Source organism: Acinetobacter sp. GW821-FHT01E09 (genome assembly GCF_059422385.1).
Map to the genome: position 1 here is coordinate 1,447,464 of NZ_JBWKWU010000001.1, position 13,100 is coordinate 1,460,563.

Annotated in this window: 14 protein-coding genes; 9 read left to right on the forward strand and 5 right to left on the reverse strand. The window is 38.2% G+C overall.

Going from position 1 to position 13,100, the window contains the following annotated elements:
• The first annotated feature begins 60 nt into the window (after positions 1 to 60).
• The 3 genes from AC07U8_RS06680 (at position 61) to AC07U8_RS06690 (ending at position 2,624) form a co-directional block, all read left to right on the forward strand.
• Complete coding sequence (locus AC07U8_RS06680; protein ID WP_004820153.1) at positions 61 to 420, forward strand: NirD/YgiW/YdeI family stress tolerance protein; 360 nt, start codon at positions 61 to 63, stop codon at positions 418 to 420.
• 162 nt (positions 421 to 582) lie between these two features.
• Positions 583 to 1,248, forward strand: a complete 666-nt coding sequence (locus AC07U8_RS06685) for a response regulator transcription factor (protein ID WP_034612187.1) — start codon at positions 583 to 585, stop codon at positions 1,246 to 1,248.
• A gap of 41 nt (positions 1,249 to 1,289) precedes the next feature.
• Positions 1,290 to 2,624 (forward strand): sensor histidine kinase, encoded by a 1,335-nt coding sequence (locus AC07U8_RS06690; RefSeq protein WP_494737550.1) that lies wholly within the window; start codon positions 1,290 to 1,292, stop codon positions 2,622 to 2,624.
• A gap of 189 nt (positions 2,625 to 2,813) precedes the next feature.
• On the opposite strand, the gene hemP is transcribed toward AC07U8_RS06690, so the two are convergent.
• The gene (gene hemP, locus AC07U8_RS06695) at positions 2,814 to 2,984 is read right to left on the reverse strand and encodes a hemin uptake protein HemP (protein ID WP_004721884.1); all 171 of its coding nucleotides are present in this window, start codon (positions 2,982 to 2,984) and stop codon (positions 2,814 to 2,816) included.
• 140 nt (positions 2,985 to 3,124) lie between these two features.
• On the opposite strand from hemP, the gene AC07U8_RS06700 reads away from it, so the two are divergent.
• Positions 3,125 to 4,036, forward strand: coding sequence for an NUDIX domain-containing protein (locus AC07U8_RS06700; RefSeq protein WP_244015535.1), 912 nt, complete (start codon positions 3,125 to 3,127; stop codon positions 4,034 to 4,036).
• A 26-nt stretch (positions 4,037 to 4,062) separates the two neighbouring features.
• Here the strand turns inward: AC07U8_RS06700 and AC07U8_RS06705 are convergent, their stop codons facing one another.
• Both AC07U8_RS06705 and mrcB read right to left on the reverse strand, forming a co-directional pair.
• Positions 4,063 to 4,647 carry a tetratricopeptide repeat protein gene (locus AC07U8_RS06705; RefSeq protein WP_004820161.1) on the reverse strand — a complete coding sequence of 195 codons (585 nt, stop codon included), beginning with the start codon at positions 4,645 to 4,647 and terminating at the stop codon, positions 4,063 to 4,065.
• Positions 4,648 to 4,698: 51 nt separating this feature from the next.
• Positions 4,699 to 7,092, reverse strand: coding sequence for a penicillin-binding protein 1B (mrcB, locus tag AC07U8_RS06710; RefSeq protein WP_494737551.1), 2,394 nt, complete (start codon positions 7,090 to 7,092; stop codon positions 4,699 to 4,701).
• A gap of 195 nt (positions 7,093 to 7,287) precedes the next feature.
• Here mrcB and AC07U8_RS06715 point away from each other — a divergent pair, with 195 nt between their 5' ends.
• The 3 genes from AC07U8_RS06715 (at position 7,288) to AC07U8_RS06725 (ending at position 9,119) form a co-directional block, all read left to right on the forward strand.
• A complete protein-coding gene (locus tag AC07U8_RS06715) occupies positions 7,288 to 8,190 on the forward strand; it encodes an NAD(+) kinase (RefSeq protein WP_004721877.1) in 903 nt (300 codons plus the stop codon).
• 2 nt (positions 8,191 to 8,192) lie between these two features.
• Complete coding sequence (locus tag AC07U8_RS06720; RefSeq protein ID WP_004721875.1) at positions 8,193 to 8,459, forward strand: YeaC family protein; 267 nt, start codon at positions 8,193 to 8,195, stop codon at positions 8,457 to 8,459.
• Between the two features lie 195 nt (positions 8,460 to 8,654).
• On the forward strand, positions 8,655 to 9,119 hold the full coding sequence (locus AC07U8_RS06725; protein ID WP_494737552.1) for a hypothetical protein: 465 nt from the start codon (positions 8,655 to 8,657) through the stop codon (positions 9,117 to 9,119).
• 27 nt (positions 9,120 to 9,146) lie between these two features.
• Here AC07U8_RS06725 and AC07U8_RS06730 read toward each other — a convergent pair whose 3' ends face one another.
• The gene (locus AC07U8_RS06730) at positions 9,147 to 10,142 is read right to left on the reverse strand and encodes a glycosyl transferase family protein (RefSeq protein ID WP_494737553.1); all 996 of its coding nucleotides are present in this window, start codon (positions 10,140 to 10,142) and stop codon (positions 9,147 to 9,149) included.
• Positions 10,143 to 10,561: 419 nt separating this feature from the next.
• Here AC07U8_RS06730 and AC07U8_RS06735 point away from each other — a divergent pair, with 419 nt between their 5' ends.
• Together AC07U8_RS06735 and AC07U8_RS06740 are read left to right on the forward strand one after the other, a co-directional pair.
• Positions 10,562 to 11,923 carry a dicarboxylate/amino acid:cation symporter gene (locus AC07U8_RS06735; RefSeq protein ID WP_096733633.1) on the forward strand — a complete coding sequence of 454 codons (1,362 nt, stop codon included), beginning with the start codon at positions 10,562 to 10,564 and terminating at the stop codon, positions 11,921 to 11,923.
• Between the two features lie 116 nt (positions 11,924 to 12,039).
• Entirely contained in the window at positions 12,040 to 12,399 is a 360-nt protein-coding gene (locus AC07U8_RS06740) for a hypothetical protein (protein ID WP_034612168.1), read from the forward strand.
• Positions 12,400 to 12,404: 5 nt separating this feature from the next.
• Here AC07U8_RS06740 and prfH read toward each other — a convergent pair whose 3' ends face one another.
• A complete protein-coding gene (prfH, locus tag AC07U8_RS06745) occupies positions 12,405 to 12,995 on the reverse strand; it encodes a peptide chain release factor H (RefSeq protein ID WP_494737554.1) in 591 nt (196 codons plus the stop codon).
• Positions 12,996 to 13,100 lie beyond the last annotated feature (105 nt).

Below are 13,100 nucleotides of genomic sequence, written 5' to 3' on the forward strand. Positions count from 1 at the left end.
CTCATGTTGGTTTGTTTTAATGCTTCTATCGAAACGATGAACCGATATGAGGATACAACAATGAACGTCATTGCGAAAACAATTTTAACCACAAGCTTGATTGGTTTAACAAGTTTTGCCACTGCAAACACAGCAATAAATCAATCAGCGCTTACACCAAGTTTAACCACAGTAAAACAGGCGTTAACATTAAAAGACGATACTAAAGTGCAGCTTCGTGGCAATGTGGTTAAAGCAATCGGTGATGAAAAATATCAATTCCGTGATAGCACAGGTAGCATTACTGTCGATATTGATGATGAATTATGGCAAGGTAAACCGATCGCGGCAAATGCTACAGTGACATTGTTTGGTGAGGTCGATATCGACTATAAACCGACGAAACGTGTAGAAATTGATGTAGATGCGGTGAATTTTTAATTATTTTATCCATTAAAACAAATCACAGCAGATTCTCGTTATATTCGCTAAGACTACATGTGTATGCATGTGGTCTTTACCTATGTTCAACAAGTATGAACAGCAACAAAGTGCAGATTTTATTTTGATCAAGGCTTTATCTGCCTAAAAGAGAGATGGTCTATGCGAATTTTGCTCGCTGAAGATGATAGTTCACAAGCTGAAAGTATTAAATCTTGGTTGGAAATGGATGGCTACAATATAGATTGGGTCGAACGTGGTGATCATGCAATTCTAGCCATAGAACAGCATCAATATGACTGCATCTTGCTAGATCGTGGTTTGCCCAAAGCCACTGGCGATGAAATTCTTAAACTGTTAAAACGTCAATTTCCAGAAATTCCTGTGATTTTTCTTACGGCGAGAGACAGTATTCAAGATCGTGTGCAAGGTTTGGATCTCGGCGCAAATGATTATTTGGTAAAGCCTTTTAGTTTAGAAGAATTATCTGCCCGAGTACGGGCACAACTCAGACAAACCCAAGTCACAAATTTACATGAAATAAAATATGAAAATTTAGTATTAGATACTCAAGCGAAAATGGTATTTCAGGATCAGCAAGTTGTTCATCTCACCGCAAAAGAATTTCAAATTTTATATAAATTGATGCAAAAGCCTGAACATATTGTGACACGTGAGCAATTGGAAGAATCTCTTTATGCTTGGGGGGATGAAATTGAAAGTAATGCGATTGAAGTTTATATCTATCAATTGCGTAAGAAGATTGGTGGATATTTGATCAAAACAATCCGTGGCTTGGGCTATCGTATGAATAAAGAGCAAGATTGATTATTTCACCGAGCACTTTGAATGATTTCAATAGGATGAATATGACCCAAGCAGTATCACTACAAACCAAGCTGATTAAGACCTCCATGCTCAGTTCAATTGTGGCAGGTATTTTTGCGCTGATACTTCTGGTCAGTCTTTCGATTTATCACAACATGAAGGTACAAGATGAAATCATGGATGAAGTTGCAGATATGCTTCTGATTTCAGATTTAAGTGCGACCTCTGGTTTTCAATTGGATGAGTTAAGTGATGAATTTGATATTCAGTACCGATTGATGAATGGTGAGGTGATGTTGACCCAATCCCCTGAATTTGATTTGCAACAAGAGCATGACAATCTTCTGGCGAAGGGTGAAGACAATGGATATGCATTTATTTGGGCAGAAAATAAGCTGTTACGTAGTTACCGAGCAATTGATCAGGATTCTCAGTTAAGCGTCTATGTCATACAGCCCTTAAGTGTCCGTTTTAAAGACTTATTGCAAAGTTTTATCAGCTATTTATTGGTTTTATTGAGTCTCTGGTTGCTGCAATGGCTGATTTTACATTTCTCAGTAAAAAAACAATTTAAATCTATTCAACTGCTTTCGACAGAAATTGCAGAGAAAAATGCCAATGATCTCAGCTTAATTCAGCAGCAGCCTGCCTTTAAAGAACTTGAGCCAATGGTCAATCAGCTCAATCAAATGCTTGCGCGACTGGATCAAGCTTTAATTGCTGAACAACGCTTTACCGCAGATGCATCACATGAATTGCGCTCGCCGCTTTCTGCGATACAAATGCGTTTGCAGTTATTACAACGCAAATATGCAGAGGTTCCTGAGATTTATCAGCAACTCAATAGTATTCAAAATGATGTGAATCGAGGAACGCTGGTTCTTGAAAATCTTTTGCTTTTGGCACGATTAGATCCAGCGGATGCCAGTGAATTACCGAAGACTTGGATAAGTCTAGAGCAAATGACTCAGCTTGTGTTAAGTAGCTTAGATCCATTTATAGATGAAAAGCAGGTTCAGATTCATATCCAAAGTGAAGATGTTCAGGTCTATGTAAATGAAGAATTACTGTTTATTTGTATTCGCAATCTTGTCGATAATGCGATTCGTTATACGCCAGTACAGGGCAATATTTATATTCAGATTGGACCTTTAAACAATAGCAATAGCTTTGAAATTCAAAATGATGGTGAGGGTATTCCTCAAGACATCTTAGATCGTTTAGGTGAACGTTTTTATCGAGCGTTGGGGACCAAAACACAAGGTTCAGGTTTAGGTTTGTCAATTTGTAAAAAGGTGATCGATTTACATCATGGACAGATTCAGTTTGCTGCTTCCAAATATGGCGGTTTGAGCGTTTGTGTTTATTTACGTTAAAGTTGTGCGATTGAATCGGGCATTTTTATTGAATGTTTAACATTTCATTGGATCGTTTTATAGAGATAGGGTGTTGTATAAAAATCAACAGACAAGCATTAAAAATCAACTGACAAAATTAAAAAGCAGTATGCGCTGATTCATACTGCTTGTTCCCACGTTTTTTGTTTTAACTTAATGTTTTTATAGTTATTTGGTCAAAATTAGACGATTGTTACGTGTTAAACGTAAGCGATATTCTTCTCCAGCATGCATGATGCGAATTTCGCGCCCTAATGCAAATAAGTTATTTGAATGTAACATCGGAAGAGATTGGTGAGCTTCAGTGTTACGTGTGAATAGGCTAAAAGGTGCGTTCATTATTGTTACTCCGTGTGGGGTGCTGTCTAAGTGATTTAAATGATAATCATTATCGAATAGGTCTGTCAACGATAATTTTTATCATTTATAAAATTTCTATAATTGCTTACAATTCATTAAAAATTCAGGTGTCGATTTTTATGTCTAAACCCAGTATTCATGTGGCTATCGCTTTATTACTTTATCGTGGGAAAGTGCTGGTCGGTTGGCGCAATGCAGATCAGCATCAGGGCAATAAATATGAATTTCCTGGTGGCAAAATTGAAGCAGGGGAAACGCCTGTTGAAGCATGTCGTCGAGAGATCTTTGAGGAAGTGGGAATTGGCATCCAGCAATGGCATGCTTTTGATGTAATTCATCATGTTTATGATGATGTTGAAGTGTTTCTCCATCTTTTTCATGCCACGGTTCCTGAACAATATTTGCATGATATTCAGAAACCTTGGACATGGTATGGACGTGATCAACTATTCGCGCTGAATTTCCCCAAAGCCAATCAAGCGATTATTCAACGCTTGTACTGGGCGCATCAAATTAAAATCTCCGACAATCTTTCAGCATTGAGCATAGAAAAAAGTCTAGATGACAACGCGCAATTTTTTTATTTTAGAACGACTGCAGATCAGGTTGCTGTAACACAAATTTCGCAGTTAGCTGCAAATGCCTTATCTCGCTTGATCGTCAATATAGAGCTATGGCAACAGTTGCCTGAGTATCTTCAAAAAAGTATAGCTGCTGTACATTATAAACAGCATCAATTGATGGATTTACACATCGAGCAGTTACCAATCGGTCTACGTTGTATAGCAGCATGTCATGATCTGGTATCTTTACAGCGAGCACAGACATTGGGTTTTGATGCTGTGATTTTAAGTCCAGTATTTGCAACCCAGACCCATCCTGAAGCCAATGCACTTGGATGGGAAAAATTTGCTGAATATGCCAAGACCTGTGATTTACCAGTCTTTGCATTGGGGGGATTAAGCCAAGCTGATTTAGCGATTGCACAACAGCATTATGCATACGGGATTGCTGGGATTCGAAATTTTTAATCGAGCAGAGATATTGGCTTAAACAGTTATAAACGTTGTAACTGTTTTTGCGCTTCTGCGATGGTCTGTTGATTTTTTAATTGTTGAGCAGCCTGCAAGATAACATTCCAAAAGGTTTTCTTCTGGGATGGACTTTGCGCATAACTTAAACCACGTCGCGCTAGAGATTCAGCATTTGCATATTGTTTCTTCTGATTGGCAATTTGAGCCAAATAAGAGAACACTTGTGCCGATTGTGGTGCTATACGTTGTGCGTGGATTGCATAACGTTCAGCTTCATCCCACTGGCCCTTTTGATACGCAGTTTGAGTTTGTTGGATGAGTTGTTTAAAGGCTGGGATATTTTCTCCATCCTCAAATTTTTGCGTTTGAGGCTTGGATTGTGGCGCAATCACAACAGGAACTTTTTCACGTTTAATTTCAGGGCGTTCATAAGGGGTAATTTTTACCCCATCTGGTGTCGCAACCCGATGGTCAGGCTGTTCAGATTTTGGCTTTTCAACAGATTTGCTTGGTTTAGAATTTTGTTGGGGTGTTGTTTGACACCCGGCCAAAGTTAATATTCCACTTAAACTTAGAATATAAGCGATTGTGCTTACATTTCGTTTCATCACAAATTCCTATTTAAAAGCCAATTTACCTGTATATCCAACACGTTTAGATTAGTTGTTATAACTACCACTTGAGATCACATGACCTCTTGAGTCCTGATCTAAACTGTCTTCACTTTCGCGAATATAGTTTTCTATACTATCACTTGAATGCGGCTGTGAAGTGTTTTGTTGCGTATCAGGTGTGGATTGAGGATCGACTTGATAATATGGCATGCCGCACTCTGTCGCACGATTAGGGACAGTGTGGCGTAATAATGGAATATATAGCGCGCCTTCACAGCCTTGTGCTGAAAGCTCCCCAGTACGAGAGTCAATCCATTGCCATGAAATATCATCTGTTTGACGTAAATTCACAGGTTTTTGACGTAACTGCTTCATGACATTGATCCAGACAGGTAATGCACCTGATGAACCTGTAAGCCCAGTGATTTTATTGTTGTCTAAGCCTAACCACACCACTGCTAAATTATTTCCTGAATATCCAGCAAACCAAGAATCACGGGTATCGTTGGTTGTACCTGATTTACCCGCAAGTTTGAGATCAGCAGGTAATGTGTTGTAAGCCGCTTTACCTGTACCCGCAGACATGACTTGTTGTAAGCCATAGTTCAATAAGAATGCAGCAGAAGGGTCTATGGTCTGTTGTACATTTAAACCAAAACGTTCCAATAAACGACCATTAGAATCTACAACAGTACGGATGGCTTTGGTTGGATATTTAAATCCACCTGTTGCAAAGTTACCATAAATACTCATCACTTCCATTGGCGACATATCAACCGCACCAAGGAAAATAGACGGGTAGTTTGGAATCTTTGAGGTCACGCCAAATTTAGACAAGTTATTGCTAAATGTAGAGATCCCAAATTCGTTCCCTAAACGCACAGCAGACAAGTTATATGAGTTTGCTAAGGCTTGAGACATCGGAACATAGCCATGACCTGTTCCACTATAGTTCTTTGGTGTCCAGGTTTGATTACCACTGACAGGTAAACTAATTGGCGCATCTTCAATTTGTGATGCCCAGTTATAACGACCTGATTCCAACGCGCTTAAATAAATCACAGGTTTAAGCAAAGAACCCACTTGACGTTTAGCATCTACGGTACGGTTAAAGCCAGTAAAGTCTTGGGTTGAACCAACAGCGGCAATCAATTCGCCATTTTCAGGACGAGTAACTAAAACAGCACCTTGTAGGTCTTTTAATCTTGCTGGGTTTGCATTGGCTAAACGGCTCACCGTTTCTCTAAAGCTCTTTTGCACTCTAGTTTGTGCAATTGGATCAAGTGTTGTAAAAATTCTTAAACCTTGATTGGTTAAATCTGATTCTTGGTATTCGGTTTTAAGTTGACGACGTACAATATCTAAGAAGTCTGGGAAGCTTGCTGTACCTAATGTTGGTTTACGCACCACATTGAGCGGACGTGCAATTTCTTTTTCATATTGCGCTTGGTCTAAGTATCCCATCACCAACATATTATTCAGCACAATATCGCGACGTTTTTTTGCGCCTTCAGGATTTTTCCAAGGGTTAAATAGGGTAGGGCCTTGAACTAAACCGACCAAAAATGCTTGTTGTGAAATATTTAATTCACTGAGCGGTAAGCCGAAATAGAATTGTGAAGCCAAGCCATAACCATTGACAGAGTAGTTACCACTTTGACCTAAATTCACTTCATTTAAATAGGCTTCTAAAATTTCGTCTTTACTGTAATGAAGCTCTAATAACAGCGACATCAGGGCTTCATTTACTTTACGTTTTAAGGTTTTTTCAGGGGTTAAGAAAAAGTTCTTAACCAACTGTTGCGTCAGTGTTGAACCACCTTGACGTTTACCACCAGTCACATTACTAAGTAAAGCACGCGCTGTACCACGGAATGAAATACCATGATGACGATAAAAGTTTCTATCCTCTGTTGCGATTAATGCTTCAATCAAAGGTTTAGGAACTTTATTTAATTTGATGAGGACACGGTCTTCATTGTGTTGTGGGTAGATACCACCAATCAACATCGGTTCTAAACGTGCGATTCCTGTATTGGTTGGTTTGGTGGCTTTTACATCTGTAACTGTATTGCCAGCAAAGGTTACTTGTAGGACTTGTTCTGGATCTACACTGTCACCAAAGTCAAAGCCACGTGTATGTACGTAAATTGTATTCGGTTGGGTAATATAGGTTCCCGATTTGGTATAGCTATCACTGTTTTTATAACCGAGTAATTTGAGCTCTTGTTCAAACTCTATTTGGGCAATTGGCGCAGTTGCATAAATTTCTAATGGGCGAGCGAATACTTTCGCAGGAATATCCCAGCGATTGCCTTCAAACTTATCTCGAATAACATTGTCGAGGCGAATTAAGTAGACGCTAAATGCGAGAAATACTGCAATAATTAATACACAAAAAATCAGTGCAATTAAGCCTATACCACGTTCGGTCTTCATATACAGATAATAATACCCAAATTTATTTTCGCTAATCATGCGAAGCTTTTCTTAATTTTGCAATAATAAATCTGTGAAATACACAAATTTAAAGGCTTTTTAAACATTCTCGTTATTTTTCGTATATGAATGATTTTATAAACATATACTGAGAGTGCTATTATATCTCAGAATTTCAGTGGAGCTACCGCATCTGTGCAAATTTCACCAAAGACCTTTCGTAATATCGGTTTAATTGGAAGACCAGATAAATCATCTGTGGTTGATACGCTTTGTCTTATACACGATCATTTATTAAGTTTGGGTCTGCATCCAGTTTTTGATACAGCTACAGCACAACTTGTACCTTATACCAATACACAAACTGTCAGTAAGAATCTGCTCGGTGAAGTGGTTGATTTGGTTATTGTCGTGGGTGGTGATGGTTCTTTATTACATGCTGCACGTGCATTGGTAAAATACAATATTCCTGTACTTGGGGTAAACCGCGGTCGTTTAGGGTTTTTAACAGATATTAAACCCACTGAAGTGCTGTTTAAGTTAGATCAAGTTTTAAAAGGTGAGTTCCAGCTTGATCGTCGCTTTTTATTGGAAATTGAAATTCGCAGTAAAAATGAAATAATTTATGATGCAATTGCTTTGAATGATGTGGTACTTCATTCTGGTAAATCTGTACATATGATTGATTTTGAGCTGAACATTGATGGGCAATATGTTTATCGCCAACACAGCGATGGTTTAATTGTATCGACTCCGACAGGTTCAACGGCATATGCCTTATCTGGTGGTGGACCGATTTTACATCCAAGTATGGATGCAATTGCTTTGGTTCCAATGCACCCACATACGTTGTCATCAAGACCGATTGTGGTGGGTGGGCAAAGCGAAATTAAGATATTGATCCGTGAAAACCGTGTGTTGCCGATGGTCAGTGCCGATGGACAGCATAGTGTTTCATTAAATGTCGGTGATAGTTTGCATATTCGTAAACATCCCTTCAAACTAATACTTTTACATCCACCAGGTTATGACTTCTATATGGCTTGTCGTACTAAACTTGGCTGGAATCAAGATTTTGATTCTTTTCAGCGGGATTGACCATGAATATTGAACAGATGCTTTCTATTTTAGATGCTGACATTGTCGAGCGTTTAAAAACTGCGGTAGAAATTGGTAAATGGCCAAATGGTGTGGCGTTGACTGCTGAGCAACGTCAAACCTGTATGCAAGCAGTGATTGCTTGGGAACATCAGAATATACCTGAAAAAGAACGTACAGGTTATATCGATAAAGGGCATAAAGAAGAGGGTGAGGAATGTGATTCGCATGTGCCTGAGCCAGAATTTAAACCGATTCGTTTTATCTAACTGAGCAAAAGATCCCTTGAATCACAGAGTAGTTTCACTTTGTGATTCAAACACTCAATTTAAAAAACAATAATATTTAAACTGTTTCAATCATGATGCTGTTAAAACGATAACTATGTTAAAACGAGAAGTGCGTAATAAGGTGATAAAGATATTCAGCATGATAAAAATATTAAAAACGATAAAGAGGCTAAAATGCTCAAGTTGCTCAAAACAATAACGCGACTAAAAACAATAACGCTAACTCGACTCAGTTTATTCTGTATCACTGCAATTTCGACCAGTGTATTCGCTGAGCGAACAAGTGATGCAAGAAGTATTCAATGTTTATTAGATGTTACCGTAACCGCAAGTCAAAATTTCCAAACGCCAGTCACACAATATACATCAATTAAAAATGATGGTTATCCCATGCTGTTAATTGGTATCAAGATCCGTAATGCTTATACAGCCGACGCATCAAAAAAGATAAAAACCCATCATCTGTATTGTTTAAGTCTGATTGGTAAGCAAAAAGATGCTTATTTATCTGGTCCTTATCAACCCAATAATATCGATGTCAAAGTGGGAGATCAGTTGCAACTTATCAATATTCATTCTTCAGGAAAAATTTATCCCTATTGGGCTGATTTTTATTTTATCCAAAAGCGTGATCAATAACGTTCACGCTTGTGTTTAAAGATGAAATTAGAAACGCGTGTTCCAAAGATACTTTGCTTTACTCATGGCTTCTGGATAGTTATTTACAATACCCATGGTATATAAAGCAATGCCCATTGTTTCAGTGATGGCAATTTCTCCATACTCATGTGCTTGTTGGCCTTCCCAAACCGCTTTAAAAACAGCGAGATCAAGCTGTTCTTCTGTTGGGCTACGGTTATCGGTTAATTTAGGCAATTCATGTTCATAAAGTTCACCATCTTGAATACCACAGATAAGAGTTTTGGCATCAGGATTACGCTCAAACTCGCCACCTTCACCTTTAATCACAGCACTATTTTTATAACCTAATTGAAAGGCAGCTTGTTGGTGTGAACTACGATAAGCAGGGTGGAAAATTGCCTGTAAGGTTGCTTTGGCATTGAATGGATTAATCAAACGAGCCAGTGTGTGAATCGGGGAGCGTAAACCCATCACATTTCTAAGATTGATCAAATCTGCCAAGATCGGAGAAATTACATTTAAAGGCAAATAGGCAAAATTTTGCGTGTCTAGTTGCTGTTTGACTTGTGCTTCATTTTGGCAAATTGGAAAGCCCAAGTATTCTAAGACTTGTTCAGTATAGACACGGTTCATGGTATGGCCTGATGCACCATGCATCACGATTTTATAACCATGCTTTGAAAGTGTTAATGCTGCCAATAAAAACCACGGGTAATGTTTGCGTTTACCCGCATAAGAGGACCAATCTAAATCCACAGCAAGTGGTTGAAAATTCAATTGGTCTTTGGTCGCTTGGACAAAACCTGTCAGTTCATCTACAGATTCTTCTTTGACCCGAAGCAACATTAAAAATGCGCCAAGTTGTACGTCTAAGACTTCATTTTTCAAAATCATTGAAAAAGCTTGATAAGCTTCATCATAAGTTAATGATCGTGCACCATTTTTCCCTTTACCGACAATTCGCACAAACTGCGCAAAAGGATGTTCAAAGTCTTTATAAAGATTGCGTTTTGTATTCATGTCAAATGGATCAAGGGAGAGGAGACAGTGGAATACACTATGCCATAAATGGATCTGAATCGTATAGATATAGACGATATTAGACTAAGGTCTAAGCATAAATTGCACAGATGTTAGGCGAAATTAACATTTGCATAGAGATTGATCATCAAAAATTAATTAAAATAGCCTTGAAGAGCGTTTTATTTTTTATCTCCTGTTCTGTATTTATTCTTTTGGCCAAGGTGCCAGCGAGAATAAATCTTAAACATCGTCATTCGTTGTCATTGTTTTGGAAAACTGTCGTTTTCTGAAGGGATTTTTATTTGCTAAAAACCGACTTCCCAGAAGTTTTTATCGGGATTTTGGGCTGTGTCAGCAAATGGTAGCATTAACATTGGATATTTCTTCAAACAGAAATATAGAAAGAAGTAATTATCATGGCTAAGAAACCGCTGTATAAGTCACTCTATTTTCAAGTGATTGTTGCCATTATTTTGGGTGTGATTGTAGGGCACTACTTTCCAAGTGGTACTCAATTGATCAATGGTGTAGAGAAAAGTGTTCCTGGTTTAGGCGAACAACTCAAACCTTTAGGTGATGCTTTTATTAAGCTCATTAAAATGATTATCGCCCCTGTGATTTTCTGTACCGTGGTCAGTGGGATTGCGGGCATGGAAAGCATGAAATCAGTGGGTAAGACCGGTGGTATTGCACTTTTATACTTTGAAGTCGTGTCTACCATTGCCCTGATTATTGGTTTGGTTGTTATCAATATCGCCAAACCGGGCGTTGGTATGAATGTTGATCCTGCGACTTTAGATACCACAGGTATCAGTAAGTATGTGGAATCAGGTGCATCACAGTCTACCGTTGATTTCTTTTTGCATATCATTCCAAATACCGTTGTGGGTGCATTTGCAGAAGGTGAAATTCTACAAGTTCTTTTATTTGCCTTATTGTTTGGTTTTGCATTACATAAACTGGGCGATGCTGGAAAACCAGTATTAAGATTGATTGATCAAATTTCGCATGTGTTCTTTAACATCGTGAATATGATCATGAAACTTGCGCCAATCGGTGCTTTTGGTGCGATGGCATTTACCATTGGTAAGTATGGGATTGGTAGCTTAGCGCAACTTGCACAGTTAATTCTTTGTTTCTATATCACGTGTTTGTTGTTTATCTTTATTATTTTAGGTTCGATCAGTCGTTTCTGCGGATTTAGTATTTTAAAAATGATTCGTATGATTCGTGAAGAATTGCTGATTGTATTGGGTACATCGTCTTCAGAATCTGTATTACCACGTATGCTGAAAAAGCTTGAAATTGCTGGCTGTGAAAAGTCTGTGGTTGGTTTGGTAATTCCAACAGGTTATTCATTTAACCTTGATGGTACCTCTATTTATTTGACTATGGCGGCGATCTTTATTGCACAAGCAACCAATACTCAACTGGATATTTGGCATGAAATTACCTTGCTTGCAGTCTTGTTGATTTCATCAAAAGGCGCAGCAGGTGTAACTGGTTCAGGCTTTATTGTCATGGCAGCAACTTTGGCTGCTGTAGGCAATATCCCAGTCGCTGGTTTGGCTTTGATTTTAGGTATTGACCGTTTTATGTCTGAAGCGCGTGCATTGACTAACTTGGTCGGTAACTCTTTGGCAACGATTGTAGTTGCCAAGTGGGTTGGAAAGCTGGATGTTGATAAGCTCAATGATGCTTTAAATAACCCAGCTGAAGTGGATCGTAAAATGCTTGAAGAATCAAATCAACCTCAATTGGATTTGCAGAAGTCTTAATTTTATTGTGTTGTAAATCAAGGAAGCTCAGGCTTCCTTTTTTATTGTTGTGATAAAATCGTGTTTCGATTAGAAATCAATTTCTATAATCAAAACTATCTTTAATTAGGTATTCAATGGATAAAAATATTCAAGATATTGCATATCAATTATGTGCGGAATTTATACAAGCAGTTTGTCAGAAAAATTTTAAACAACTTCATTTAAAATTTGGAATATCTCAAGCCGTTTGGGATGAAATTCAAGAAGACGTTTTACATTACTATTTTGATCAAAACATTCCTGAACTAACAATTTCAAATGAGAATTTTGAAGTTTTTCAATATTATCAAGGTGGTTATGGAATAGAGGCCAAATTAGAAACCACGTTAAATGATGAAACAGGAAAATGGGCAGATTTAACATTAAGTGCTGAGCTAATTGAAAAAGAAAATAGAACGTTTCAATTTGCATATCGTTTAATTGAAGTGATGTAAAAACATCACTTTTTAAATGCTCGGACGGCATTGCCTCGCTCGATCAACGCATGTTGTAAATGTTGAGCGTGTTTCTGATGGGCTTGCTGGCTCTCCATCTGTTGTTGTAGTTTGAGAGCAATTAATTCTTTTGCCACACGCTTATTGGCATGTTGGCTCCGTTCAGACATGACCTTTACACTTATTCCAGATGCAACATGCGTTGCATGGACAGCGGAGTCTGTTGTGTTGACATGTTGTCCACCAGCACCTGAAGCACGGCAGGCCTGAAAAGTGATGGTGTCATCTGCAGGGAGTTGTAACGGTGTATCAAATAGTGTGATGCCTACAAACCAGTTTTTACGTTTATGTTGTGGACGAATTGGACTTTGAAAAGTCCATTGAATTGTACCAAGCCAAGTATTGAGCCATGTTCGGGCATTCTCATCGACACTGAGCAGTACCGAGGAATAACCATATTGAGTTGCATGGCTTTCAATTGTTTGGAGATGGATCTTTTTTGTTTTGGCTTCTTTGTGCATTTCTTCAAGCGTATATTTTACAGCAAGTTCACATTCTGCGGGTCCAAGCGCAGCACTGAGTTGGACGATAGACAATATGAGTGTTCCTTAAAATTAATCTGGACGATCGAAAATCAAAAAATGCATGCGAATAAACAGAAATTGTGAGATTCATTAAAATAAGCGTGATTTAATTTTGAA